Annotated in this window: 25 protein-coding genes; 12 read left to right on the top strand and 13 right to left on the bottom strand. The window is 49.7% G+C overall.

Annotation, left to right across the window (positions count from 1 at the left end; genetic code table 11):
- Positions 1-248: 248 nt before the first annotated feature.
- Entirely contained in the window at positions 249-1,214 is a 966-nt protein-coding gene (locus tag AB7S66_RS04730) for a LacI family DNA-binding transcriptional regulator (RefSeq protein WP_428518311.1), read from the top strand.
- On the opposite strand, the gene pgmB is transcribed toward AB7S66_RS04730, so the two are convergent.
- The 4 genes from pgmB to AB7S66_RS04710 form a co-directional block, all read right to left on the bottom strand.
- Positions 1,215-4,157, bottom strand: a complete 2,943-nt coding sequence (gene pgmB, locus AB7S66_RS04725) for a beta-phosphoglucomutase (protein WP_428518310.1) — start codon at positions 4,155-4,157, stop codon at positions 1,215-1,217. It lies immediately after the preceding gene.
- A gap of 3 nt (positions 4,158-4,160) precedes the next feature.
- Positions 4,161-5,069, bottom strand: coding sequence for a carbohydrate ABC transporter permease (locus tag AB7S66_RS04720; protein WP_428518309.1), 909 nt, complete (start codon positions 5,067-5,069; stop codon positions 4,161-4,163).
- Position 5,070: 1 nt separating this feature from the next.
- Positions 5,071-6,171 carry a carbohydrate ABC transporter permease gene (locus AB7S66_RS04715; RefSeq protein ID WP_428518308.1) on the bottom strand — a complete coding sequence of 367 codons (1,101 nt, stop codon included), beginning with the start codon at positions 6,169-6,171 and terminating at the stop codon, positions 5,071-5,073.
- Positions 6,172-6,250: 79 nt separating this feature from the next.
- On the bottom strand, positions 6,251-7,525 hold the full coding sequence (locus AB7S66_RS04710; protein ID WP_428518307.1) for an ABC transporter substrate-binding protein: 1,275 nt from the start codon (positions 7,523-7,525) through the stop codon (positions 6,251-6,253).
- A 523-nt stretch (positions 7,526-8,048) separates the two neighbouring features.
- On the opposite strand from AB7S66_RS04710, the gene AB7S66_RS04705 reads away from it, so the two are divergent.
- Positions 8,049-10,727: a cation-translocating P-type ATPase gene (locus AB7S66_RS04705; protein ID WP_428518306.1), complete on the top strand. Its 2,679-nt coding sequence runs from the start codon at positions 8,049-8,051 to the stop codon at positions 10,725-10,727.
- An 86-nt stretch (positions 10,728-10,813) separates the two neighbouring features.
- Here the strand turns inward: AB7S66_RS04705 and hisIE are convergent, their stop codons facing one another.
- The 9 genes from hisIE to AB7S66_RS04660 form a co-directional block, all read right to left on the bottom strand.
- Positions 10,814-11,431, bottom strand: a complete 618-nt coding sequence (gene hisIE / locus AB7S66_RS04700; protein ID WP_428518305.1) for a bifunctional phosphoribosyl-AMP cyclohydrolase/phosphoribosyl-ATP diphosphatase HisIE — start codon at positions 11,429-11,431, stop codon at positions 10,814-10,816.
- Positions 11,432-11,441: 10 nt separating this feature from the next.
- Positions 11,442-12,218 carry an imidazole glycerol phosphate synthase subunit HisF gene (gene hisF, locus AB7S66_RS04695; RefSeq protein WP_428518304.1) on the bottom strand — a complete coding sequence of 259 codons (777 nt, stop codon included), beginning with the start codon at positions 12,216-12,218 and terminating at the stop codon, positions 11,442-11,444.
- 1 nt (position 12,219) lies between these two features.
- Positions 12,220-12,942, bottom strand: a complete 723-nt coding sequence (gene hisA / locus AB7S66_RS04690; RefSeq protein ID WP_428518303.1) for a 1-(5-phosphoribosyl)-5-[(5-phosphoribosylamino)methylideneamino]imidazole-4-carboxamide isomerase — start codon at positions 12,940-12,942, stop codon at positions 12,220-12,222.
- The gene (gene hisH, locus AB7S66_RS04685) at positions 12,942-13,535 is read right to left on the bottom strand and encodes an imidazole glycerol phosphate synthase subunit HisH (RefSeq protein WP_428518302.1); all 594 of its coding nucleotides are present in this window, start codon (positions 13,533-13,535) and stop codon (positions 12,942-12,944) included. Before hisH ends, hisA begins: the two co-directional genes overlap by 1 nt.
- Positions 13,532-14,659, bottom strand: coding sequence for a bifunctional histidinol-phosphatase/imidazoleglycerol-phosphate dehydratase HisB (gene hisB / locus AB7S66_RS04680; protein ID WP_428518301.1), 1,128 nt, complete (start codon positions 14,657-14,659; stop codon positions 13,532-13,534). Before hisB ends, hisH begins: the two co-directional genes overlap by 4 nt.
- Before the next feature lies 1 nt (position 14,660).
- Complete coding sequence (gene hisC / locus AB7S66_RS04675; protein WP_428518300.1) at positions 14,661-15,731, bottom strand: histidinol-phosphate transaminase; 1,071 nt, start codon at positions 15,729-15,731, stop codon at positions 14,661-14,663.
- The gene (gene hisD / locus AB7S66_RS04670; protein ID WP_428518299.1) at positions 15,728-17,041 is read right to left on the bottom strand and encodes a histidinol dehydrogenase; all 1,314 of its coding nucleotides are present in this window, start codon (positions 17,039-17,041) and stop codon (positions 15,728-15,730) included. Before hisD ends, hisC begins: the two co-directional genes overlap by 4 nt.
- Before the next feature lie 8 nt (positions 17,042-17,049).
- Positions 17,050-17,913, bottom strand: a complete 864-nt coding sequence (gene hisG, locus AB7S66_RS04665; RefSeq protein ID WP_428518298.1) for an ATP phosphoribosyltransferase — start codon at positions 17,911-17,913, stop codon at positions 17,050-17,052.
- 514 nt (positions 17,914-18,427) lie between these two features.
- Entirely contained in the window at positions 18,428-18,721 is a 294-nt protein-coding gene (locus AB7S66_RS04660) for a hypothetical protein (RefSeq protein ID WP_428518297.1), read from the bottom strand.
- Between the two features lie 169 nt (positions 18,722-18,890).
- Between AB7S66_RS04660 and AB7S66_RS04655 the strand changes: the two genes are divergently transcribed.
- Genes AB7S66_RS04655 through AB7S66_RS04610 form a run of 10 tightly spaced genes read left to right on the top strand, consistent with a single transcriptional unit; the run spans position 18,891 to position 25,534 of the window.
- Entirely contained in the window at positions 18,891-19,238 is a 348-nt protein-coding gene (locus AB7S66_RS04655) for a P-II family nitrogen regulator (RefSeq protein ID WP_198890884.1), read from the top strand.
- 2 nt (positions 19,239-19,240) lie between these two features.
- Complete coding sequence (locus AB7S66_RS04650; protein ID WP_428518296.1) at positions 19,241-19,696, top strand: PTS sugar transporter subunit IIA; 456 nt, start codon at positions 19,241-19,243, stop codon at positions 19,694-19,696.
- Positions 19,697-20,209, top strand: a complete 513-nt coding sequence (locus AB7S66_RS04645; RefSeq protein WP_320121678.1) for a Na+/H+ antiporter subunit E — start codon at positions 19,697-19,699, stop codon at positions 20,207-20,209.
- The gene (locus tag AB7S66_RS04640; RefSeq protein WP_428518295.1) at positions 20,206-20,472 is read left to right on the top strand and encodes a monovalent cation/H+ antiporter complex subunit F; all 267 of its coding nucleotides are present in this window, start codon (positions 20,206-20,208) and stop codon (positions 20,470-20,472) included. Before AB7S66_RS04645 ends, AB7S66_RS04640 begins: the two co-directional genes overlap by 4 nt.
- Positions 20,472-20,801 (top strand): monovalent cation/H(+) antiporter subunit G, encoded by a 330-nt coding sequence (mnhG, locus tag AB7S66_RS04635; protein WP_428518294.1) that lies wholly within the window; start codon positions 20,472-20,474, stop codon positions 20,799-20,801. The genes AB7S66_RS04640 and mnhG overlap by 1 nt, the downstream gene beginning before the upstream one ends.
- Complete coding sequence (locus tag AB7S66_RS04630; protein ID WP_428518293.1) at positions 20,798-21,031, top strand: Na(+)/H(+) antiporter subunit B; 234 nt, start codon at positions 20,798-20,800, stop codon at positions 21,029-21,031. The genes mnhG and AB7S66_RS04630 overlap by 4 nt, the downstream gene beginning before the upstream one ends.
- Positions 21,031-21,765: an MnhB domain-containing protein gene (locus AB7S66_RS04625; RefSeq protein ID WP_428518292.1), complete on the top strand. Its 735-nt coding sequence runs from the start codon at positions 21,031-21,033 to the stop codon at positions 21,763-21,765. Before AB7S66_RS04630 ends, AB7S66_RS04625 begins: the two co-directional genes overlap by 1 nt.
- Positions 21,755-22,099 carry a sodium:proton antiporter gene (locus AB7S66_RS04620; protein ID WP_428518291.1) on the top strand — a complete coding sequence of 115 codons (345 nt, stop codon included), beginning with the start codon at positions 21,755-21,757 and terminating at the stop codon, positions 22,097-22,099. Before AB7S66_RS04625 ends, AB7S66_RS04620 begins: the two co-directional genes overlap by 11 nt.
- Positions 22,089-23,816: a complex I subunit 5 family protein gene (locus AB7S66_RS04615; protein WP_428518290.1), complete on the top strand. Its 1,728-nt coding sequence runs from the start codon at positions 22,089-22,091 to the stop codon at positions 23,814-23,816. The genes AB7S66_RS04620 and AB7S66_RS04615 overlap by 11 nt, the downstream gene beginning before the upstream one ends.
- Complete coding sequence (locus tag AB7S66_RS04610) at positions 23,813-25,534, top strand: complex I subunit 5 family protein (protein ID WP_428518289.1); 1,722 nt, start codon at positions 23,813-23,815, stop codon at positions 25,532-25,534. The genes AB7S66_RS04615 and AB7S66_RS04610 overlap by 4 nt, the downstream gene beginning before the upstream one ends.
- Positions 25,535-25,636 lie beyond the last annotated feature (102 nt).

Genomic DNA, 25,636 nt, shown 5'->3' with positions numbered 1-25,636 from the left:
CGCAAACAAGTTCGCCGGTGATTGGCACCCTTGCAAGAAGACCCAGAAGGTCATCTCCCTTTGTGAGTCTCTGGATATTAACATCAGCGAGATCTCTGTCCCTTACAGAAAGTCAGCAACCTAAATTCTGTAAGTTACAGTTTAATAGGCAATGCATGATTATCATATCTAGTATTCGAACAAACCGTATCCTTGCTCACTCCTTGTTCTTTATTGACTGATGGAGCAAAAAGCTCTACATTTTCCCCATGGGCAGGAAAAAAATCACGATCGAAGACATTGCCCGTGAAGCTAATGTAGGAATCGGCACTGTTTCACGTGTTCTCAACAACAGCTCCCATGTTGCAGAAGACACCCGTAAGCGGGTTCTTGATGTGATAAAGGCCCGACAATACTCCCCAAGTGGCGCTGCAAGCCGACTTGCGCGTAATGACGCCATTGAGTCAACCGTGGGATTGCTCCTGCCAGATATTGGAAACCACTACTTCTTTGAGATATTTGAGACCATCTACAGAAAATTCCGTGGTTTGGGTGTGGACCTCCTCATCTTCAACTATGAGAAACATAACCCACAATTTATCCAGAAAGTACTGGGAACCCAACTCTCCGCCCTACTCATCTTTGCTTTCCAGCTTGATGAAACAGAAAGGGAACTGCTGAGAAGACGCAATGTACCCTACCTGTATATCGACTATTCTCGTGATGACGAGCACTGCATGTACACAGACAATGAACAGGGAGGGCGTCTTGCCGCCAGGTATCTTCTCTCTAAAGGGGTGAAACACCCTGGATATATCGCAATGGATCCTCCAGGGCAAACAAACACCGACAGACATACAGGATTTATCAGTGAACTCGCTCTCTATGGCTATAAGGAGTGTGCACTGTACAACTCTGAGATATCAGAGGAAATGGGCTACCAGATCGGCATGCAGATCATCGATGAACAAACCTGTGACGGAGTCTTCTGCTACTGTGACGATATAGCCGTTGGAGTGTATAAGGCTGCGAGAGAGAGGGGAAGCTCCATCCGTATCATAGGATTCGATGGTGTTCGTGCTACCGAGCACCTGGGCATCTCGACGGTTAGCCAGGAACCGGGAGCCATCGGCACTCAAGCCGCATCCTTCATCGTGAACCTCATGGAGGCTCACCAAGAAAGACAACCCATACATCATCGAATCATTCCTGTCCTTGTTGACCGCAACAGCTGATTACCAGAGCAACATTTCCACGGTCAGATCAGCGGTTGTAAGCACGTGTGCATCACAGAGCTCAGGATCGACAGCACCGCCAACCCCGACAGCCTTCATCAATGCCTCCTTGATGGCGGTAATGCCTGCTGGTGCATCCTCTACACCCGTACACTCCTCTGGGTACAACCCCAGCATATCAGCAGCGCGTGCAAAGACCTCTGGATTGGGTTTTCCCAGCAGGACATCACCAGCAGGAACTACTGCATCAAACGAATCTGAAAGACCGAGCCTTTCAAGGATGAATGGGGCATTCTGGCTTGCCGATGCAATGGCGGTATAGACTTTTCGTTGCTTCAATTGTTCCAGCAGAGCAGGGATGCCGGGAAGGATATCCTCTGGGGTCAACTCCTCCAGAGATTCACGATACCAGGTATTTTTCTGATCGGTGTATTCTTGCATCTCCTCCTCAGGCACAGTCACCCTGTTGTGGTCAAGGATTACCTGTAGAGATTGTCTTCTGGAAATACCTCTCAGCTTTTGGTTTATCTCCTCATCGAAAGCCCATTGGTGGGCATCAGAGAGACGTTTCCATGCCCGATAATGGTACCCATCGGTGGAGGTTATTACCCCATCAAGATCAAAGATGACAGCCTTGCATGCAGCTCGCGTGGGTCGCTGTACAGCTTCTCTGCCAACGATGAGTACATCAGAGCGATGATGCACGGTAAGATTGCCTCCCTTGGCTTCATAGGTGGTAATCTCAGGCTCGATCGTGACGGTAAGCACTATTCCCCTAAAGGTCAGATGGAATTTCAGTCGCTGCAACTCCTTGGGAAGCTGAGGCCTGAATGTAGGAATCCCCTCTTTCATACGGAATCCTCCCAACCCATAGACCATAGCCATCCATGACCCAGCCATCGCCGCAGTATGCAAACCATCCTTGGTATTGTGATGCAGGTCCTCAATATCCATGAGAGCTGTCTGTCGGATATAGGAACTACCAAGATCCAAGAATCCACAATCGTATGCAACAATTCCCTGAATACATGCTGAGAGGGAACTGTCCCCAGTGGTCAGGGGTTCATAGAACGCAAAGTTTCTCTTCCTCTGGTACCAGGGGAAGCGATGATGCTGAAGAAGCATACCGAGCACTGTATCGGCTTGCTTGATGACCTGATGCCGGTAGATTACCAACGGATGGTAATGGAGAAGCATGGGATGGCGTATCTCTCCACGCTTTTGAGTATCCCACGGCTCCTTGTTGAGGAAATAGTCATCCTGCATATGTATACCCCGTTTTCTGTCATAGGGGATATACATCTGCTCTGCTGCACGGGCAAAGAGACTCAGCTCTTCATCATGTATGGAAAGTTCTTCAACCAGATGGCTCCATAGCTTAGGATTCTCGTTTTGCAGACGGGAAGCCAGCTTGGATACCCCCTCCAAATGGTGCTGGACCATGACATTGGTATAGCAGTTGTTATCAGAGAGCGCTGAATACTCATCCGGACCGGTTACCTCATTGATACAGAACTTGCCACCCTTCTCTGGATTGAAAAACCCAAGATCGAGAAACAGACGTGCGGTCTCAATCAACACCTCGGCAGCACCCTCTTCCAGGATGGTATCATCACCGGTGACCTCCAGGTATTGGAAGATTGCATAGGCAATATCTGCATTGATATGGTACTGTGCCGTGCCGGCCGGAAAGTATGCAGAAGCTTCCAATCCATTGATGGTTCTCCACGGATAGAGCGCACCCCTCTGGTTCATCTCCCTGGCTCTTGCGCGGGCCAGGTCGAGTGTTGAAATCCTGTATTTGATCAAGGCTCGTGCAGTATCAGGAAGGGTATGGTTGAAAAGCGCCATCCCATAGATCTCAGTGTCCCAGAAATAGTGGCCTTCATACCCACTTCCAGTCAGCCCTTTGGCGGCTAGTGCGGAATTACCATCTCTACCGGTGCTCTGCTGGAGCTGGAAAAAGTTGAATCTGAGGGCCTGCTGGAGTTTTTCCTCCCCGGTAATCTCGATATCGGCATGGGCCCAGAAGGACTCATACCAGGACCGTTGCATCTCTAGCAAGGTTTGCCAACTTGCGTTGGCCACCTCCGCTCGATACTGCTGGGCCAACTCGAGCGGAAGGGTCTCACCAGGACGTCCAGAACTATGATAGTAGAAATACTTCGTGAAACTAAGATCTGCCCCCCTCCATGAGAAGGCCAGTGCCGGGAGAGGCCCTTCCTCCAGGTCACCTCGCTCAACCTGAAGCGGTTCTGAACTCTCATGCACAGCACCACAGGAGAGATCAAGGCCGCTTTCCAAAGTCTTGAATGTAGCCTGGAATCCTGGGCGTGCCTCCTCACCTTCACCATAATACCCACAATCTGCACAAACCAGGGAGGAAGTGGAGAGTGTGCTGCCCATACGGGGATCGAGTTCAGTATTTGCACGCTGAACAGGCATCCCTATGGTAGAGTACAGGGTTGCGTTGACCTCATCAGTACAGTGTATGCGAACCCTTAGGGCTCCTATATGGTACTGCTGCATGCTGAGCAGCGTCTCCCAGGTAATATGCACCAGCTTACCTTCATCGGTAAGCCACTGCATATGCTGTTCCAGGATTCCTGTACGGAAATCGAGTCGCCTACGGTAGAACTGCACCCGGCTATCAGCCACATTGACCTGAATACCATCGATGGTAATCACCAGATACCGGCAGTCGGGAAGATCAAGCATGGTCTGGTTGATGCGTGCGAATCCATAGGCATCCTCCCCGTAGATAATCGGAGATATCTCGTAGAATCCATTGATGAAACATCCACTGTGGTGCGCAGGTTCCCGTTCACAGGGAAACCCACGGTAGCCGATATATCCGTTTCCAATTGAGAACAAACTCTCACCCTGGGCGATGTGCTCTCCATCAAACCCGGTTTCTTCGAGACTCCAAGTATCCAAAGACATGTATTACCCCTTGACTGATCCTGCCATAAGTCCCTGTACAAAGTACCGTTGCAGGAAGAAAAATACGAGAATTGGGACAATCATGACAATGAAGGCCCCTGCAGTAAGCAAATGCCAGTCCTGCCCACGTGATCCCACCATATTCGCCAGACGCTGGGTCAATACAGCTACATCACTGGTACCACCAAGGAAGACCAATGCTACCAACAGATCATTCCAAACCCAAAGGAACTGGAAAATACCCAACGAGGCAATAGCAGGAACGGAGAGAGGAAGCACCAGCCGTACGAAAATCACCATCGGCCTCGCTCCATCAAGGAATGCTGATTCAAACACATCCCGAGGGATGGTGGAAACATAGTTATAGAGCAGGTATATTCCAAGCGGAAGACCGAAGCCTGTATGGGCAAGCCATATTCCCAGATAGGAGCCAGTGAGTCCAATCTTCATGTAATCACGAAGGATAGGAATCAAGGATATCTGCAAAGGAACCACCAACAGGGCAACAACAATGGTAAAGAACAGTTTCCTACCGGGGAATATCATCCAGGCAAACCCAAAGGCTGCTGCTGCTGCAATAAGGATCGGGATGATCACCGAGGGAATAGTAACGGTAAAACTATTGATGAATGCTTGGGATAGGTTGTCCCCGCTTGCACGTAGGACATTCCCTTCTGCGTCAGTGAAGGTTTCTTGGCTACCTCCCAAGACACGTCGATAGTTGTTCAAGGTAAATTCCCCATCACCTTTGAAAATTGTCCACCATCCGGTATTCAATACATCATCCTGAGGTCTCAGCGATGAGATAAGCAATCCTATGATCGGGATACTCCAGATGATGACCAGTACAATCAGAATGATATTGATCACCATGGTCCACTTGTTTTGTCGTTTTCTTGCAAGGGAAATCATATTAGAAGCCCTCCCTTTTGCTGAACTGATGCAGGTTGTACCACATGACAGGAATGACAGCCAGAACCAGGACAATGGCAATTGCAGAGCCTCGTCCATAGTGGTAGAAACGGAACATCTGCTTGTATTGCATGCTTGCAATAACCTCGGTCCCATAGTTACCGTTGGTCATGGTGAATACAATATCGAATATCTTCAACGTAATAATGATAATGGTTGTTGATACAGTGATAAGGGTGGGAGCAATGAAAGGTATGATAATACTCCTGATAATCCTGAACTCCTTTGCCCCATCAATACGACCTGCTTCAATAATCGCAGAGGGAACACCCTTGAGTGCAGAACTGATGATAACCATGGCATAGCCGGTTTGCAACCATACCAGGATGGCGATCAGGAAGATATTGTTCCAGAACGGTATGGTAAACCAGGCTTGCGGTTCACCTCCAAAAAAGGTAACAATCGCATTGAGCAAACCTATCTGGTCCTCTCCTGCGGGTTTGTACGAATAGATAAATCTCCAGATAACACCAGCACCTACGAATGAGATCGCCATTGGCATGAAAATGATGCTCTTGTAGACCTTCTCCATTTTCACTCGATCAACAAGTAGTGCGATGATAAGGCCGAAGCCGACTGACCCACCGGTTCCGATGATCAACCACAGGAGATTGTTCATGAATGATTCACGCATCTTGGAATCGGTAAAAGCGAACACATAGTTCGCGAGCCCTACGAAATTCTTCGACTGTGCATCAAAGAAACTCAGGTAGAGCGATCTCACGGTAGGGATAAAAAGATACCAAGTCAGGATGAGCAACGCTGGTCCTACAAATATGATCGGTTGCAGCTTCTTGGCAGTCGTAACACTGGTTCTGTTGATAACCCAATCAGCTACCCAGAACAGAAGAGCAGTCCCACCAACACCCCACACAATAGCGATGATTGCAATTATTCCTTGTGAAGCATTGCTATCCCGTAAGAAGATGAAACCAACCCACAATACAAAAAACACCCCAACAAGCACAAGAACAGAAAATGCTATGCGACCAATTTTTGCGAGGGTTGATGTAGGTTTCCCTTGTCTTTCAATTGCTGTCATGTACGTTCCCCTTTGAGAGTACGATACAAGAGCACCGGCAGGAAGTGCTACTTCTCTGCCGGCGCAACACATCGTCTACTTATTCCGGCCAGGATTTCTCAACATCGTTCAACATGGCATCGAGGCTCTTGCCGTTGACCCAGTCAACAATACCAGTCCAGAAGGAACCTGCACCAACTTGGCCCGGCATCAGATCGGAAGCATCAAATCTGAAGACCTTGGCATTCACCAGGGATTCAGCAAGTGAGCGTTCAATCGCGTTCGGGTAGGCATCCAGATCCTGGTTCAGATAGGGGAAGAGAGCTCCGCCTCTCTTTGCCCAAATCTCACCAGACTCCCAAGTTGCCAGGAATTCCATGAATTCACGAACTTCAGGGCGGTCATTGAAAACAACAAACTGGTCACCACCACCAAGGATAGGAATTCCGAACTCATCATTGATACCAGGAAGTGGGAATACTCCTACTTCTTCCTCAAGATTTGCCTGAATGTCATCCTGGAGGAACGAGGTGACAAAGTTACCCTGCCGATGCATCCAAGAGCGTGGAGGATTCTCAAACATGGTTCGTGGGGAATCAGTATAACTCTGGGTAAGAATGGTATTGGTTCCGCCATAGACATATTTTGGATTCAACCAGATATCACCAATTATCTCAAAGGCTTCTCGAACCTCAGGTGCATTGAATGCGATCTCATGGTTTACCCATTTGTCATACACTTCGGGACCTGCGGTCCTGAGCATGACATCTTCCACCCAGTCGGTACCAACCCAACCTGTTGCTCCACCGGCTTCAATACCGATTGACCAAGGGGTGTGACCATTGGCGACCATCTTGTCCATCAGGGCGATCATTTCGTCCCATGTGGTAGGAACTTCATAACCTTCCCGTTCCCAAGCTTTCTTTGGATACCACACAAAACTCTTTGCATTTACCCGGTGGAATACACCGTAAGGGGTGCCTTCATAGGAACCAAGGTCCTTCCAAACCGGTGCATAGTTTGCATCGACAGTTTCCAGCAGGGAGTCCCACATTGGGACCAGATATCCCTGGGAAGCAAAGTTATACATGAGACCAGGCTGGGGAAGTGCAGCGATATCTGGGGGATTGCCACCCTCAACACGTACACTGATCAGCGTCTCAAAGTCCTTCGACCCTTCGTAGATTACATCGATTCCTGTCCGTTCCTCGAATGGCACAATTGCCTCTTCAAAACGTCTCAGTTCCTCATCTACAAAAGCTCCAAACACCTGTACGACCTTCTTGTCGTCTTCTTTGGTGTCAGCTTGTCCAGCAGCAAATGCTGATGGTAGAACCACCAATGCAATGAGTAACACTACTACTGCTTTCTTCATACTCCTCTCCTTTTGCTTGGTCTTCCCAAGCGGTATGATTGCCTATTGCGTTGAACGCATCGCACACTTCACAACGATATGAGAGAGCAGAACACATGAGTACAAGATACTTCATACCGTGGAAGCGTTTCCATACGTATATTGTTTCACACCTTTCCATATCTGTCAAATGAAAAGTTACATAGAGAACAAAATATCCAACACACTGCTATATAACCATATAGATAAAAAACCCTTTGCATGGTGCTATGAGAGCAGTACACTGCACATAACCAGCACTCCTCGCCAGTGAATCCTCGGTGGTCGAATCGCTCCAGAAAAGGATTGAGAGAGAGTTTCAGAAACTGGAATATATACGAGCGGGTGCAGTCCATCTGGTGTATGAACAGAGACGTGGAAAAAAGCCGAACCATTACCTGCAAACATGTGGATGGAATTGGATTGGCCCCCCCCTTTCAGTATTGTTTTACCTGCATTTTATTCCATGCTATACTTTCGCAATCCACAATGAGGGGGGAAGCAATTGCAAAACCTGAAAAAGAAACCCTATGCATACAGCGAACAAGAGCTCATAGAAGCACTCTCTACTGATGGGGAAAAGGGGCTCGCCCCAGAAGAAGCCCAGAGGCGATTCGATGAGTTTGGCCCAAATACGATTGAGTCAGGAAGCAAGGTATCTGCGTGGAAAATCTTGCTTTCAAACCTGAACAATATCATCGTCTACCTACTCATGGTGGCAGGGGCTGTAGCCTTCATCATGGGGGATACGGTAGAAGGGATAGCGATCATCATCGCAATTCTCATAGCAGTACTCTCCGGGTTTATCAGTGAGTACAAGGCACAAAAATCTGTGGAATCCTTGCAGAACATGGTAAAAACCACCGCCAAGGTCATTCGTGGGGGCTCTCTCACGGAAATTGAGTCCTCAGGTCTCGTAATTGGTGACTTGGTATATATAGAAGAGGGGGATTCCATCACCATTGATGGCCGCCTGATCAGTACGAAAAACTTTGCAACCAACGAATCGGCGTTGACCGGGGAATCAGAGGCGATAGACAAGGATACGCTGACCATAGAGGAGCAGGATGTCCCGATCGGGGATAGAAAGAACATGGTGCACGCTGGTACCGCAGCCACACGGGGCAATGCCTATGCCATTGTTACCGGTACCGGAATGAACAGCGAGTTGGGACGAATCAGTTCCATGCTCGAGGAAGAAGAACAGTCCGATACCCCATTGGAAAAACAGCTCAACACCCTGGGAAAATCCTTGATGCTGATTTCCTTTGCAGTAGCTGCACTGGTAACCATTACTGGGATCATCACCGGCAGAGAGCTCTATGAGATGATCAAGATAGGTATCGTTCTTGCCATTGCAGCAGTACCCGAAGCGCTTCCTGCTGTCTCCACCATCACCCTGGCACTGGGAATGAGAACCATGGCCAATCATAATGCCTTGGTAAAAAGCCTCCCTGCGGTAGAGACCCTGGGCTCGACTACCGTAATCTGTACCGACAAGACAGGAACACTTACCGAAAACCAGATGACCGTCACCCATCTGCACCTGAAGGATGGATCTGCCTATACGGTTACAGGCAAAGGATATGAACCCGAGGGAACATTCTCAAACGACGATGGGGAAATTGATCCATCAGAACATGACTCCTTGCAGGAGTTTTTACTCGCGGGCGCCTTTTCCAGCAATGCAACGCTGGTGAAGGAAGAGACCTACTCCATCGTAGGAGATCCAACAGAAGGTGCTTTGGTCGTTTTGGGGAGAAAGGCTTCGATCGACAGGAAGGAGAAGGAAAATGGAGCATGGGAACGCATCGGGGAGATTCCTTTTGACTCAAAAGCCAAGTATATGGCAACAGCATACCAACAGAACAACGGAGAAAAAACCCTGTTCATCAAGGGTGCTCCCGATGTCCTGATTGAGCTGAGCGGGATGAGCGAAAAAGAAAAACGATTGCTCCAGGAAGCAAATGATGCACTTGCAAGTGAAGGTCTACGAGTCCTTGCAGTCGGAAAGTTGTCTGGGTATCAGGGAGATGGATCTGAGCAGGCAATGCAGGAGGCCTTGCAACAAGGCTTCACCATCCTAGGTCTCGCAGGTATCATCGACCCACCTCGTGAGGATGTAAAGCAAGCGATACAGGAAGCCAGGGAAGCAGGTATCCGTGTCATCATGATCACAGGCGATCATCCAAAGACCGCAGGCATTATCGCAGGACGCATAGGAATGGATGTCTCTGGTGAGGTCATCACCGGCAAGGAGATGGACCAGATGAGTGAGGATGAACTTGCAGAAAAGATCAAGAACACCTCCATCTTCGCCCGGGTCTCCCCGGAGAATAAATTGCAAATTGTCAGGGCCCTGAAGATCGATGAAGAGATAACCGCAATGACCGGCGATGGGGTGAATGATGCCCCAGCGCTCAATGGCGCTGACATCGGAGTGGCTATGGGTATACGTGGAACAGAAGTCGCGAAGGAAGCATCGGACATGATCCTTACCGACGACCGCTTCTCCACCATCGTCGATGCAGTGAGAGAGGGAAGAGTAATCTTCGACAATATCGAAAAATTCATCTACTTCCTCTTCTCCTGCAACTTCATTGAGATTTTTGTGGTCTTCATCGCAATCATGCTGGGACTGCCGATGCCGATCGTAGCCCTGCAAATCCTTTGGCTGAATCTGGTGGTTGATGTCCTGCCGGCAATGTCCCTTGCATGGGAACCGGGGGAGCCGGGGGTGATGAAACGAAAACCAAGGGACCCGAGGCGAGGAATCATGAACCGTTCATTCGCAATGGGAGTCCTTGGGAATGGAGCCATGATCAGCTTGGGAGCACTTGCTGTCTTTCTGATCTCCCTTGCCATGGGATGGGAAGTACAGGTCGCCCAGACCATCACCTTCACCACCATGGCCTTTGGTCAGCTGGCACATATCTTCAATGTAAGGGAGAAGGAGTCCTTCGGTTTGGATCGGAGCATCCTTAAAAACCGGTTCCTGATCGTGGCTCTCATCATCTCAGTTCTCTTGCAGCTTATTGCCATCTATGTCCCATTGTTACGTAACGTGCTTGGCACCACTGCACTGAATGCAACACAATGGCTGTTCGTACTTGCAGGATCCGTGTTCCCTCTGCTGATCATCCAGGCAGAGAGAGCCATCAAGAGACGTATACAGAAATCGTAGCTCACTTTCAATCTTATTGGGTAGAAACAACAAACCCCCGCTATATGGTTGTATAGGCCGGGGGTCTGCTTGGTAAGAGATACGTACTATCTGCTGTGTCTTCCCTTGAGAATCTCAACAACTTCACTCAATCGCACTTCCTTCTGGGTGAGAAGCACCAGGAAGTGGTAGAGTAGATCTGCAGCTTCCCCGAGGAACAGGTCCTTGTTGTCATCCTTGCTCTCAATGATGAGCTCAACTGCCTCTTCCCCTACTTTTTGTGCAATCTTGTTGATGCCTCTACTGAAGAGATGGTTGGTGTATGAACCTTCCTGGGGGAATTCACGACGGTCATGGATAATTTGCTCAAGGTAGAACAAGAAGTCGGTGGCTGGAATATTTTCGGGGTTGTTTTCTTCTGCAAAACAGGTATCACTTCCCGTGTGACACACCGGTCCGGTGGGTATTGCCTTGATCAGGAGGGTGTCATGGTCACAATCCTCGATGATATCCCTGACCTCAAGATAATTTCCACTGGTCTCCCCTTTCGTCCAAAGCGTATTGCGACTTCTGGACCAGAAGGTGACAAGCCCACGGTCACGGGTAATCTTGAGCGACTCATCGTTCATATAGCCGAGCATCAATACCTTGTTTGTCACTGCATCCTGGATAATTGCGGGAACCAATCCCCCCTGTTTTTCGAAATCAAGAGCCATATAATCCATCTCCTTACTACTACTTACGCATAGTTATACCATGTTGTCCAAGAAAAATCTTCAACTCCGGGATATCAATTTCATGAAAATGAAAGATGGAGGCTGCCAAGGCAGCATCGGCCTTGCCATCAGTAAACACCTCGTGGAAATGTTCCATCGTCCCAGCCCCTCCACTCGCAATGACAGGGATTCCCACTGCCTCAGAAACGCGACGGGTCAGATCGATAGCAAAACCACCCTTCACCCCGTCATGTTCCATGCTGGTAAGCAGGATTTCCCCTGCTCCCCTGCTGTAAGCTTCCTTCGCCCAGGAGATGACATCCATCCCGGTTCCTTTCCTTCCCCCATGGACGTAGACCTCCCAGCCTTCCTCAGTTCCATTGTCAAAGGCAGGATTCCTTCTTGCATCAATGGCACAGACCACACATTGACTACCAAAACGCAGAGCCAGCTCATCGATGACCTCCGGTCTTGCCACGGCCTGGCTATTGATGGATATCTTGTCGGCGCCACTGTCAAGGAGAGAGGCCACATCCGCCTCATTCCTGATGCCACCACCAACGGTAAAGGGAATGCCGATATGGTCGGCTATGCTTCTTACCAAGGTACGGAACGTTGAACGGTTCTCAACCGTTGCCGTGATATCAAGGAACGTCAGCTCATCCGCGCCGCAGCGACTATAGGCTTGGGCCAGTTCCACCGCATCCCCCGCATCACGCAAGTTCACGAAGTTGACCCCTTTTACCGTGCGTCCATCACGTACATCAAGACAGGGAATGATTCGTTTTGCCAACATACTATTCCTCCCCGAAGGCTGCAAGCTCCTCGATGGTAATCTTGCCTTCATAGATTGCCTTACCGATGATCGCTCCCGATAAGCCTGCTTCCTGTAAGTCCCGTAGATCCTGCAGGGTGGTTATCCCACCGGATGCAATGAGATGAAGATCGTCCCGATCCTTCAAAAGTGCACGATACAGGTCAAGTGAGGGACCACTGAGCATTCCGTCCTTTGCAATATCTGTACAGATTACCTGATAGAGTCCCTGGCTACGGTACAGGTCGATGAAGGCAGCAACTTCCTGGTCACTCCCTTCAGTCCACCCCGCACTCTGGACCATGCCATCCTTGGCATCGGCACCCAGGATCAAGCGATCACAGCCGAATTCCTCAATCCAGGAGATCACCAGGGTAGGATTCTTGACAGCAACGGAGCCGCAGGTAACCTTGCTCGCCCCACTGGAAAAGGCTGCTTCGAGATCCTCACCCCGTTTGATTCCCCCACCAAAGTCGATGATCAGATTGGTGTTGCTTGCAATACGTTCAAGACTCTTCAGATTGACAATGCCCTTCCCCTTCGCCCCATCAAGATCCACAACATGCAAGTAACGAAGATTGGCATCCTCGAACTGCTTGGCAAGATCAAGGGGATCGGAAGCATAGATCTTTTTCGATTCATAATCGCCTTGGGTGAGGCGGACTGCCTTTCCATCAATAATATCGATAGCAGGGATGATATGCATTAGAGCTCCTCCAAAAACGTTCTCAGCAACTGTTCTCCTACATCCCCACTCTTCTCAGGGTGGAACTGGCAACCATAGTAGTTATCCTTGTGCAGTACCGAGGAGAATACCTGCCCGCCATATTCCGTGCTTGCAATGGTTGCCTCACAGAGGGGAACATAATAGCTATGTACGAAATAACACCAGACTTCTCCCTGCAAACCAGAGAACAACCGGTCATCCTGATACTGCAGTGTATTCCATCCCATATGGGGAATCTTGTACTCAGGGGAGAGGGAGAATTTACGCGTTGGTATGGGGAAAATACCCAGTGTCTGGGTATCATGCTCCTCACTGGTGGCACACATCAGTTGCATTCCCAAACAAATTCCCAAGAATGGTTGTTTCAAGGAGGTAAGGACCGTATCGAGCCCTTTCTCACGAAGGTAAGCCATTGCCGTGGAGGCTTCCCCTACCCCAGGGAATATTACCTTGTCGGCAGTTGCCAGCTTTTTTGGGTCATCGGTAACCTCTGCGTCATAGCCAAGACGGTGAAGTGCACAGAGTACCGAGCGGATATTCCCTGCATTATACTTTACGATTGCGATGTTCATAGCATCCCCTTGGTTGTAGGTAGTTCCATCGAATATGGGTTTCGATGTACGGCCTCTTTGATAGCCCGTGCAAAAGCCTTGAACAGAGCCTCACACTGGTGGTGGGCATTTCCTTCACTCACCTTGAGGGAAAGATTACATCCTGCACTATCACTGAAGGATTTGAAAAAGTGCTCAACCATCTCAGTGGGGAAGGTCCCAATATACTCTCGTTTGAAGGAAACATCCCACTGGAGATACGGTCGTCCAGAAAAATCCAGCGCCACCTGGGCAAGTACCTCATCCATGGGTAGGATCTCCGCACCGTAACGATTTATGCCCCGTTTATCTCCCAGAGCTTCGCGGAATGCAGTACCCAAGGCAATGCCTACATCTTCCACTGTGTGATGTTCATCCACCACAAGATCACCATGTGCGTGAAGGTCCAAGTCACAACCACTGTGGCGAAGTACCTGTTCCAGCATATGGTCAAAGAAAGGAATATGAGTATGGATGGAACCGAGGGAACCTCCATCAAGATTCAGCTTAAGTGAGATCTCCGTCTCCTTTGTTTTTCTTTCCAATCGTGCAGTACGTGGAGAGAGATTGTGCTCATCAAGCAGGAAGGACGCAATGGCAGCCCAGTTGTCACTGACCAGGATACAGACCTCCTTGAGGTCATCCCCTAGCTCTGTTGCCCTCGATTCATCGGCAAACCAGATTGCCTTACACCCAATATTCTTTGCGAGCAATACATCAGTGGGACGATCCCCGATCACCACTGAGTGCTCAAGGTCGTAGCTTCCATCCATGTACTCAGTGAGCATACCAATCCCTGGCTTCCTTCCCGGGCAGTTATCCTCGGGCAGAGAGTAATCTATATGCTCGGCATCAAAGGTAATTCCCTCCCCTTTCAGCGTCTCCATGATCCTCTGGTGGGGAACTTCAAAGGCTTCCTTGGGGAAAGAAGGAGTGCCGACCCCATCCTGGTTACTCACCATGGCAAAATACCAACTCCCCTCCTTCCGTAGGCGGGAGAGGGCACCAAACACCCCTGGGATATAGCGAATCTTCTCTAGGCTATCTACCTGCATTTCCTCAACGATGATTCCGTCACGATCCAAAAACAGCACTCGCTTATGCATCTTAGCGCTCCTTGTATGCAGCCAAAGCTGACAGCAGTCTGTCATTCTCTTTCCTGCTCCCTATGGTAACTCTCAGGCAGTTTTCACAGTGCAGTTCTTTACTTCTATTACGCACGATGATACCCAGCCCTGCAAGATAGTGATAAATCGAAAGGGCATCGGAAACCCTTACAAGAAAGAAGTTTGCGTCACTAGGAAAGACCTTTTGCACACATGCAATCATTTTCAGCTCCTCTTCCAAACGTATCCTCTCATCCTTGATAAGACGAAGGCCCTTCTCTACCTCACCAGCATTGCCAAGAGCCTTGAGGGCCAACTCCTGGCTCGGGGTTCCGAGGTTATAGGGATATTTCATGCTTCTGAAGACTGAGACCATCTCCTCGTCAGCGACTGCAATACCAACCCTTGCACTGGCAAGAGCCCAGCACTTGGAAAGGGTCCTCAGCACCACCAGATTCGGGCAGGAATCCAACAAGCCAACTGCACTCTCCTTGTCGCTGAAATCATAATAGGCTTCATCCACCACGGTAATGCCATCAAAAAGCTCACACACCTTCCTTACCTCGCTGAGGGGGAATGCATTTCCGCTGGGGTTGTTTGGGCTGCAGATAAAGAGCACTTTCAGCCTACCCTCCCCATTTCTGTTCTCCTTCTCCTGCTGCAGGAACTGAGAGAGTGCGGGAAAATCAATTGCAAAGGAAGGGGTCAGGGGAACAGTGGAGACTCCTACATCATTGATGTCTGCAAATACCTTGTATGCACCATAGGTGGGGGGCATGAGCAAGATTGAGTCTTTTCCTGGTTCACAGAAACAGCGGAGCAGATTGTCGATCAACTCATCACTGCCATTGCCCAAAACGGTCTTCGAAAAAGGAAGGCCAAGCACCTCTTCGACCTTTTTGCGCACTGCAACCGAGAGTGGGTCTGGATAGCGGTTTGCATCTGCTTTCTCGACAAAATCCTGCCAATTCTCGTTCGCATCGAGATAGACCTCGGCTTTCCCGGAAAAATCATTACGCGCACAGCTGTACGGGGTCAAATTGGCAATGTTCCTTCTCAGCAACTCTCTCATCTCTCTCCTCCCAAACGTACTGCAACCGCACCCCGGTGAGCACCCAACTGCTCCTGCTCTGCCATGCAGAGCAGGGTTGGCGCAAGAGAGGCAAGGCCTTCCTTGCTGATTTTCTGCACCGTGATTTTCTTGATGAATGAATCGGTACTCACCCCGCTGTACGAACGTGCCCATCCATTGGTGGGAAGGGTGTGATTTGTACCGCTTGCATAATCCCCTGCACTCTCACAGGAGTAAGGTCCAAGGAATACCGACCCAGCATTGACCACCTTCTCCAGCAATGCATCATCCTCGGTTTCTCCCAGATCGATGATCAGGTGTTCAGGGGCATATGCATTGACCATGTGAGCAGAGGAGTCCAGGTCAGGGACAATAAAGGCCCTGGAACCGGCAAGACTCTGCTCTAAGAAGGTTGTTCTCTGTAATTCGGCAAGTTGCTTGGCTATCGCTTCTTCCACCCGATCGATAAACTCATTTCCTTCTCTTTTTTCCCCCTGCACAACGAGCATCGCCTGGCTATCTCTTCCATGTTCAGCCTGGCTGAGCAAGTCACTGGCTACAAAAGCCGGGTTGGAGGCAGGAGAGGCAACGACCATCACCTCACTCGGACCTGCCGGCATATCGATGGCGCAGGTAGTACTGCTGACCTGTACCTTTGCTTCAGTCACATACTGGTTGCCTGGGCCGAAAATCTTGTCCACTGCCTTGATGGACTGGGTTCCATATGCCATGGCAGCAATAGCCTGCGCACCACCCACTGCATAGATTTCCTTCACATTACACAGCTTTGCAGCATAGAGAATGGCGGGGTGAACCGTTCCTTGTTTTCCTGGAGGGGTGCAGAGGACCACCTCTGGACACCCAGCAACCAAGGCTGGTATTGCCAACATCAAGACAGTGGAGAACAGCGGTGCGGTACCACCAGGGATATAGAGCCCAACCCGATCAAGAGGAACTACCTTCCTGGAGAGAGAGATACCCTCAGCAACCGTTACCTGCTCACCAATGGGCATCTGCGCAGCATGGAAGCTATGGATATTGGCATAGGCCTGGCTGAGAGCCTGCTTCAGTGCATCATCCACTTGTGCCTCTGCTGCTTTCCTCTCTTCGGGGGACACGGAGAGGGATGAAAGGGTAACTCCATCGAACTCTGAAGCAAAGCGAAAGAGGGCAGCATCGCCTTCCGCCTTCACTGCATCCAGAATTGCGGAAACCTGTTTGGTCACCGACCGCGTTGTATCCAGATTCCGTGTAAGCAATGTCTTCAACTGCTCATCCGGTGGATTTTCATACCGCTGTAAAAAGGCCATGGTTCCCCCTACTCTGTCATCTTTTCGATCGGGGTTACGAGTATCCCCTGTGCACCAAGGGCCTTGAGCTGTTCAAAGTCCTCCCAAAAGGTATCCTCTGCCACAACGGTTTGTACAGAGACCCACCCCTTTTCCATCAATGGAGTGACCGTAGGGCTCTTCATGCCACCAATGATATGAGCCACCTGCTCCAGGTGTTCCTCAGGAAGGTTGAACATGATGTACTTATAGGAGGAAGCCTTCATGACTGCATCGAGGCGGATCATCAGACGGTCAAGGATGCGTTGTTTTTCCGCATTGGCCATCTGCTTGCGCCCGATCATGACGGCGGTTGATGTATAGATGCTCTGCACCTCTCTCAACCCGTTCATCGCCAAGGTCGCTCCAGTGGAAACCAGATCACAAATGGCATCTGCAACCCCAACAGCAGGAGTTATCTCCACAGAGCCGGAGACCTCGACGAAGCTTGCCGAGACCCCATGCTCTTTGAGAACACCACCCAGGATGTTTGGGTAGCTGGTTGCCACTCGCTTTCCTTCCAGTGAGGAGAGTCCATGGTAGACGAAATCATTGGGCACTGCTATGCTCAGCCGGCACTTGGCAAAGCCAAGATCTCTGAGTACTTCCAGGTCGATTGCCTGCTCATCATACTCATTTCTTCCCACAATCCCGATATCGGCGATTCCGTCACGTATGTAGGCAGGGATATCGTCATCCCGTACATAGAGAAACTCCAAGGGGAAGTTGGAAGCTTCCTCTTTCAGGACACGGGCATCACTGCCGAACTTGATCCCGCAGTTCTTGATGATCTGCAACGATTTTTCGCTCAGCCTTCCGCTCTTCTGGATTGCAATTCGTACTACTTCAGCCATGATTTTCTCCTTCCTGGGGATAAAAAAAGCCCCCGCGACATGCGGAGGTCTGTATATAGAGGTCCAGCTCCCACCTGTCTACGGTCGGTTACACAAGTGATGATGGTGATGGACGCGGTTCTGATTCGTTTTCATGGCAAAACTTTACTGTTCTCTCTCGGTCCCTGTCAATACCAAACAAAGAAAACCGTATGAATATTCAAAAAATATGCATATGGACACTTCACGGTCGTGTAAGGTAATCCACTCCTAAAGTACCCACGATTGTTCATGGGAACATCTGCTTGGCCCACTGGATGGCACATTCAACTTCACATTCCTTGGGGGGGCCTTCCTTGCCATGTACGAAAAAACCGGCAGGGGTGGTCACTTTTATACCTTCCTTCCTCACCAATTTTGCTTGCATCGGTTCAGCGGCATATCTAAACAGCGTTACCAGAAAACTCAACCGTTTGCTGCCTACCTCCCCCAAATCTGCTCGGGTGTCGAAAGAGGCAGCCTTGCTCCCCTTCCTTCAGTATTCAAGATGGAAGATCTTTACGGGTTTCAGGGGTTGGAAAGCTTGGGTTGGCGAACCAACGATCAGGAAATCAAGGCCGGTAAGGTGTTCTTCCTGCACCTGGTTACCATGCAGTACATTTGCTTCGGTTATGGTACCACCGGTGAATGTTCTCCACCGCTTGGGGACACTTCTAGGCGAAAGGTGTAGCTGTTCAGGAGCATTGATCTGCATGGAACAATACTCAACCGGAGCAATCTCGATTGTAAGCAATGCCAAGGGAAAAATGAGTAGGAATACCAGAAGCAAGAGCTTTCTTAAAGGCCGTTTTCCTCTTCCCTTACAATGAAATCGAAAAAGAAGGCTGTCAAGAGATGTAATAGGTTGAACCCCTACTATTGTCTGATACTGATATCATTTGACCAGCCCTATTACCACATGGTACCATCCCTACATCCCTTGATGCAGGAAGGATTCAATGAAACTATTGGTTTTCGTCTTGAATAACGAAGCGTTTCTGGAAGAGGTCATGGAAGCCTATGTAGAGGCTGGCATCACCGGGTCCACCATTCTCGACAGTGAGGGTATGGGACGTTTCCTTACCTACGAGGTCCCCCTTTTTGAGGGATTCAAGGACTTCATGAAGGGCAATAAACCCTACAACAAGACGATTTTCTCGGTAGTGCACAACGAAGAAGTGGTGCAACAAGCAAAGAAACTGGTAGAGGAGATTGTTGGAAGTCTGGATAATCCAGGAACCGGAATCATGTTCACGCTGCCAGTTGATTGGGCAGCCGGCCTGGTAAGGGAAGCAGAAGAGGTGTAGTCATGGAAGGAATTAGCAGATTGATTGACGAGTCGTGTATCTTGCTCGATAGAGAAGAACACTCAATTGAGACCATCATCAAGACATTGACTGAACAGCTGAGCAGTACGCATCCTGACCTTGCACCCCAACATCTGATGCAGAAGGTCATCGATGGAGGATTCCACACAACCTGTATGGGAGAAGAGTGTGCCATCACACACGCCCGTTGCCCATCCATGGCAAAAACACTCATGGCGGTAATGCGCATTGACCCTCCCTTGGACCTGAAAGCAATGGATGGCAAAAAGGTCCGCTTGGTATTTCTCTTGGTTGGCCCACAGAGTAGTGCAAGTTTTCACCTGAAAATTCTCAGCAGACTTGCCCGTCTCCTACATAATGAGGCTCTTCGTAATGACTTGTTGGGTGCAGAAACCAGCAAGGCTTTCTTGGATAGGATTATTCGTCAGGAGGATTGAATGAATAGCAGACGAGTCTGGGCGATCCTGCGTTTTGTGCTGACCACCTTGTTTTTGTACTTCGTCTGGGTCTTGTTCACCGCCGACTTGGGCCTTTTCAGCCTGCTCTTTGGGCTTGGGGCCTCAGTTTTAACTGCAGCACTCACCTATCACATCTTCCTTCCCGAACATGAGGCAAACCTGCGCTTTTTCATCCCTCACCTCTGGGCTCTCCTGAGATTCCTGTTTCTTATGGTCCTTTCCTTGTATCAATCGAGTTATCAAGTAGTGAAAGCTGTCATAACAGGGAACACCAATCCAAGGATTGTACACTTCAGGACCCATCTTCGCAGTGATCTCGCAAGGACGGTACTGGCAAATGCCATCACATTCACTCCAGGAACCATGACCCTTGATCTTAATGACGACCATCTTACCGTACACTGGCTCCTATGCACCACCACCCATGCAAAAGCAGCAGGGGAAGCAGTCAAGACAAAACTCGAACATGCACTGGGGAGGACATGGCTATGACAGATATACTCCTCCAGGCAATGCTTGTGATGCTGATTTTCTTTGCCCTCGGCACATTGCTGAGGTTGCTGCTCGGACCCACCGCAAGTGACCGATTGGTTGCCTTGAATGTACTGAGCGCTGTCTCCCTTGCCCTGCTGGTACTTTGGGGGATCAGGGTCGGGCGTACACTGTATCTGGATGTTGCCTTGGTCTATGACATCTTTGGATTCCTAGGATTCCTTGCGATCACCCGGTTCCTCAAAGACCGGAAGGAGAACTGATGATTATACGAGAGATCCTGGCATTGATAGCCTTTCTGGTGGGAACCTTCTTTGGTCTGTTCGGGATGATTGGGCTCTTCCGTTTCAAAGACCCTTACTCCCGTCTCCATGCTGGTTCCTTATGCGGAACCACCGCAGTTTTCTCTTACCTGATCGCCCTGCTCTTGCTCTCTCCAACGCTCGCAAGTGGAGCACGTATTTTCATAATTCTGGTATTTTTCCTCATTTCTGCTCCCACAGGCTCCTCAATCGTAGCCAAGTTCATATGGGAGAGTGAGGATGCCTCCCGACAACGATCAGCGATGAAGAGGGAGGATAAGAGCCTATGACCATCCTGCTTCTCACTATGATTCTTGCTCTTGGCTGCTTTGCATTGCTCTCCAGGGATTTGTTGCATTCAGTGATTGCCCTCTCTGCACTCAGCATGCTCAGCGCCCTGATGTTCACGATACTTAGAGCTCCAGACGTTGCCATCACCGAGGCAGCTGTAGGAGCCGGAGTTTCCACCATCATCTTTGTATGGGCTATCCGCCATACACGAAGAAGGAGTAAAGATTAATGAAACGAACATTGTTCATCATGAAAATCATATTCATACTCCTTGTCCTAGCCCTAGCCATCTTCCCGGTCATCCTCTCCTCCCACCCCTGGCCGGAGGCATCGAGGGACTATCTCTCTGAACATGCCCTCACTGACACGGGAGCCGTGAACACTGTCAGCTCAATTTACCTGGGGTATCGTGCAATGGATACCTTGGGGGAAACCTTGGTCTTGCTGGTCTCCATCACCGGTACGATGGGGATCCTGATCAACCTTGGAAGGGAAAGCGAGGAAGAGGAAGCGGTGAGTTTCTCCCTTGCTCCTGAAAAACGGCCCACCAATGCACAAAGGACCCACCTTCTTGAGGTGGTTTCCTCAAAGCTTGGCCCGGTCGTCTTGCTCTTTGGGTTCTATGTCATGTTATATGGACATATCTCCCCAGGAGGAGGGTTCCAAGGTGGGGTAATTGTCGCCTCTGCCATCGTTTTCCTTGCCTTGGGAACCGAGACGCAAACCAAACTGACCAACACCAATGTACTGGGAAGAATAGAGGCTCTATCTTTCCTTGTACTTATAGTGGCAGCTACCAGTGGGGTTTTCTTCGAAAGCGGGTTCTTCGGTAACCCGATCAAGAGTGGTTCTTCCCTCTCTGCAAACTTCATCATCCTCTTGAACATCATCATCGGACTGAAGGTGGGGACAAGCATAGCGGTCATGTGTATCGCCATGATGGGAGGACGCCGTGGTCATTGAACGCATTCTGATCTTCTTGCTTGCCCTGATAGGTTTCACTGCCATTGTTGGGGCAAAGAATATCATCAAAAAGGTGTTCGGGCTCAATATCCTGAACGCTGCAGTGGTACTGCTCTACATCCTGGAAGGGAGCAGGATCGGGGACCAAGCCCCCATCCTGGGGGAGGGGGTAAGCAATATGGTAGACCCAGTTCCCCAAGCCTTGATGCTGACCGCTATTGTCATTGGAGTGTGTGTTACTGCGCTTGCCTTGGCTCTGGCGGTTCGACTATACAAGGCAACCGGTTCCTTGGAGATAGACACAATCAGTGAGAGGTTGCGTAGTGAGCATTGAGAGCCTCTTTCTCAGCCCAGTCTACCTTCCCCTGCTTGGTACTGCACTCATTCTGGTTACCAAGCACTTCTTTACAGACAAGCAAAGACGCGCTGTGGAATACCTCGCTGCCTTTATTGCACTCATCATCCCGCTCATCGCCTTCATATTCCTGATCAAGCCGGTACTAGCTCATCATCAGGTGCATATGATTCTTGGAACCTGGGAGACTACACTGGGTATCCACTACCATTTTGACGGGCTCTCCTTCCTCCTTATCATGCTCAATCTCCTGATCAGTATCCCGGTTTGGCTCTACAGCAGAAAAACAGGCCCCCAGCAGGAAACATTCACGATAATCTTCCTCATCCAAAGCGCATCCATCGCCGCCACCAGTCTTACTGCTGACCTATTCAACCTGTTTGTTTGTCTTGAGGTGATGGGGGTAACCAGCTATGTATTGGTTGCCAGTAGTGAGAAGAACAAGGCAATCCTTTCCTCCTTTACCTACCTGATCTTCAGCGCCACGGCAATGGTATTCTTCCTGATAGGAACATTCGGACTCTATAGAATCTCAGGTTCCCTTGCCTACGACACCATCGCCCAAGCAAAGAACTTGCTCTCAGGATCCGACCTCCTGGTTGCACGTCTCTCGCTTGTCCTGATTGTCGTATCGGTGCTCCTAAGAACTGCAGTCATCCCACTCTCAGGTTGGTTGGTTGGTGCCCACTCGAATGCACCCCACGCAGTTTCAGCCTTGCTTTCTGGGGTGTTGATAAAAATACCCCTCTTTGCCTTGGTTCGTCTCTTGCTGCTGGTTACCGGTACCGAGTTGCTTGGCTCCTTCCTTGCATGGGCAGGAGGGATTTCCACCCTGCTGGGTATTCTCCTGGCACTCAGGGAGCACCATGCCAAGCGTTTGCTTGCCTATAGCTCGGTCAGCCAGATTGGGTATGTCGTGACTGCCTACGGATTGGCCTTGGCATCAGGTCTTGAGACTGAAGAGGGGGCACTACTGCTCGCTCTTGCCCTTCTCTATGCTTTCAGCCATGCCTTGGCAAAAGCCACGCTCTTCATGACGGTGGGACGTGCCTGTGACGCAGTGGGCAGCAAAGACTTGCATGTGGCTCGAGGGGCTCTTTCAGCGCTGCGTGCACAAGGTGAAAGATTCCCCATTACAGGCATAGCATACCTGGTTGCATTTCTCTCGATCAGTGCACTTCCCCCCACCATCGGATTCTGGGGGAAGAATTCACTCGTATACCTATCAAAAGGACATGGGGCAAACTACCTATTGAGTATTACTTCAGTATTTACCATTGTTGCATATCTTAAGCTCTCTGGTATCTTTCTTCCAAGGAAGAACCAAGAAACTCAGAATGTGGAACCTTCGTCTACTGCTCTGACCTCTCTCTCGCTCATTTTCCTTACGTTACTCATCCTTGCCGGAGGGTTCTGGTATACTGATTTCCAGACGTTTGTGGTCCAGGTTCTCTCTCCACTGGGAGCTACGAATGCAACACTGACCAGTTATTCAGCACTCCAGGATTTACTGAAGACAGGACTCACCACCACTATCGCTCTGCTACTCTTTTTCATTGGATCCAAAACCAGATTGGAAAGGCATTTTGCAGCAAGAAGGGAGTCAACAACATCATTCCCCAATCTCTTCTTCGGTTTTGCACTGATGGTTGCTGTCATGGCTTGGTGGCTCCTCTTTCCGGGAGGATCATTATGAACATAACCCACACCATACTCTTCTCCCCAGTATTTCTCCCTCTTCTCTCAGCAGCAGGTATACTCTTTATCAAGAGCTTCTGCCCGACGGGCATCAGGAGAGTTGCGGAGTATTTGGGAATACTGATAGGAATGGTACTCCCCCTACCTCTGGTTCTCACGCTTTACCCCATCGTACAGAACCAAGGGTACATTGAGACAACCATTGGAGGGTATGCAAAGAGTATCGGCATCGTCTACCGCTTTGATGGCATGAGCTTGCTTTTGATTCTCCTTGCAGCGGCGATTACCCTCCCTGCTTGGATTTTCTCCCGTAAGCAAGGACCTGGACATAGCTATTTCACAGCACTGATGCTCATCCAGAACGCTTCCATAGCAGCAATCGGCATGGCCAGTGACCTTTTCAACCTCTTCGTCTGCCTCGAACTCATGGGAGTAACAGCGTATGTACTGATTGCAACCGGCAAAGAAGCCAATGCAGCCTATGCATCATTCTCCTATCTTATGCTCTCATCGTCTGCAATGGTATTCTTCCTGCTCGGTACCTTCGGGCTCTACAAACTCACCGGTTCACTCAGCTATGAAGGGATTTCCAGGGGATTGGAAGCTATCTCTGGAAGAGACCAATATGTTGCACTTTTCTCGTTGCTTCTGATCATTGTCCCGGTTCTCTTACGCGTAGCAGTTATGCCGCTCTCCCTGTGGTTGGTAGATGCGCATTCAAAGGCGCCCCATGCTGTTTCAGCGCTCCTCTCGGGAGTATTGTTAAAAGTGCCTCTCTTTGCACTGCTGAGAGTCTTTGCGCTCTCTCCGCTTGCCACTCAGCTTGCCCTTCCGGTCAGCTACGCTGGAGCTGCAACGGCCTTGATCGGAGTGTTGCTTGCTCTCTCCCAGAGTGATGCAAAGCAACTGCTCGCTTATCACTCCATCAGCCAGATAGGGTATATCGTAAGTGCCTGGGGGTTGGCTCTGCATACAGGGATCACCACATCAACAGGAGCACTGCTTCTTTCAGCCTCCTTCTTCCATGCATTCAGCCATGCACAGTTCAAGGCCTTGCTCTTTCTTACCATCGGAAAGGCTACTGATGCAGCAGACAACCGCAATGTCTATACACTAAGAGGAGCAAACCAAGCACTACGAAACGAAGGAGAGAGAATACCGCTTACGATGCTCTGTTTTCTCGTCGGTGCACTTTCCATTTCTGCACTTCCCCCGTTCAATGGTTTTTACAGCAAGACATTGGTTACCTACACGCTCAAGGGAAGTATGCATTATACCTTCCTGACCCTTGCCTCAGCGGGAACCATTGCTTCGTTTATCAAGCTTTCACGGATTTTTCTTCCATCCAAACAACCACTGATGCGTGCAGTCAGCAAAGAGAGGAAACGATTTCCCGTCTCCACACACCTCTCATTTATCCTGCTTGCCCTCTCCTGTCTTGCTGTCGGTATCTTCAGTGAACAGATGATATTATTCATCACCCAACTGATTAACCCAGTAGAAGCCAATACCTACAGCAGTACCTTCTTCTTCACACAGGACAATCTTATCAAGACTGCGCTGACCGTCCTCGCAGGCATAGTACTCTTCAGTCTTGCTGTTACCAAACCAGGACAGTATATCCTGCACTTCTTGGAGAAGAGACGAGGAGGATTCTCTGATCTCTTCCTCGGATTTGCCGTTGCACTCGTGGCTCTTGCTTTGCTTGCAATATAAGAAAACTAGAACAAGTTCCCTTCTTCATTACAATTAAAATCTGAAGGAATCTCGAGTACTTCTAATGCATCATTACCATGAACACAATCCAACATTGATTCA

This window comes from Sphaerochaeta sp. (assembly GCF_050178175.1).
Lineage (GTDB): Bacteria > Spirochaetota > Spirochaetia > Sphaerochaetales > Sphaerochaetaceae > Sphaerochaeta.
This window is presented reverse-complemented; position numbering and strand designations above follow the sequence as displayed.

Coding starts and splice junctions, on each gene's coding strand:
- AB7S66_RS04630 (WP_428518293.1), top strand. CDS start 20,798: ATGACCATCCTGCTTCTCACTATGATTCTTGCTCTTGGCTGCTTTGCA.
- AB7S66_RS04720 (WP_428518309.1), bottom strand. CDS start 5,069: ATGATTTCCCTTGCAAGAAAACGACAAAACAAGTGGACCATGGTGATC.
- hisA (WP_428518303.1), bottom strand. CDS start 12,942: ATGCATATCATCCCTGCTATCGATATTATTGATGGAAAGGCAGTCCGC.
- AB7S66_RS04625 (WP_428518292.1), top strand. CDS start 21,031: ATGAAACGAACATTGTTCATCATGAAAATCATATTCATACTCCTTGTC.
- hisC (WP_428518300.1), bottom strand. CDS start 15,731: ATGAGAGAGTTGCTGAGAAGGAACATTGCCAATTTGACCCCGTACAGC.
- hisD (WP_428518299.1), bottom strand. CDS start 17,041: ATGGCCTTTTTACAGCGGTATGAAAATCCACCGGATGAGCAGTTGAAG.
- hisG (WP_428518298.1), bottom strand. CDS start 17,913: ATGGCTGAAGTAGTACGAATTGCAATCCAGAAGAGCGGAAGGCTGAGC.
- pgmB (WP_428518310.1), bottom strand. CDS start 4,157: ATGTCTTTGGATACTTGGAGTCTCGAAGAAACCGGGTTTGATGGAGAG.
- hisH (WP_428518302.1), bottom strand. CDS start 13,535: ATGAACATCGCAATCGTAAAGTATAATGCAGGGAATATCCGCTCGGTA.
- AB7S66_RS04715 (WP_428518308.1), bottom strand. CDS start 6,171: ATGACAGCAATTGAAAGACAAGGGAAACCTACATCAACCCTCGCAAAA.
- AB7S66_RS04650 (WP_428518296.1), top strand. CDS start 19,241: ATGGAAGGAATTAGCAGATTGATTGACGAGTCGTGTATCTTGCTCGAT.
- AB7S66_RS04655 (WP_198890884.1), top strand. CDS start 18,891: ATGAAACTATTGGTTTTCGTCTTGAATAACGAAGCGTTTCTGGAAGAG.
- AB7S66_RS04640 (WP_428518295.1), top strand. CDS start 20,206: ATGACAGATATACTCCTCCAGGCAATGCTTGTGATGCTGATTTTCTTT.
- AB7S66_RS04730 (WP_428518311.1), top strand. CDS start 249: ATGGGCAGGAAAAAAATCACGATCGAAGACATTGCCCGTGAAGCTAAT.
- hisF (WP_428518304.1), bottom strand. CDS start 12,218: ATGTTGGCAAAACGAATCATTCCCTGTCTTGATGTACGTGATGGACGC.
- mnhG (WP_428518294.1), top strand. CDS start 20,472: ATGATTATACGAGAGATCCTGGCATTGATAGCCTTTCTGGTGGGAACC.
- AB7S66_RS04710 (WP_428518307.1), bottom strand. CDS start 7,525: ATGAAGAAAGCAGTAGTAGTGTTACTCATTGCATTGGTGGTTCTACCA.
- hisIE (WP_428518305.1), bottom strand. CDS start 11,431: ATGGATTATATGGCTCTTGATTTCGAAAAACAGGGGGGATTGGTTCCC.
- AB7S66_RS04645 (WP_320121678.1), top strand. CDS start 19,697: ATGAATAGCAGACGAGTCTGGGCGATCCTGCGTTTTGTGCTGACCACC.
- hisB (WP_428518301.1), bottom strand. CDS start 14,659: ATGCATAAGCGAGTGCTGTTTTTGGATCGTGACGGAATCATCGTTGAG.
- AB7S66_RS04610 (WP_428518289.1), top strand. CDS start 23,813: ATGAACATAACCCACACCATACTCTTCTCCCCAGTATTTCTCCCTCTT.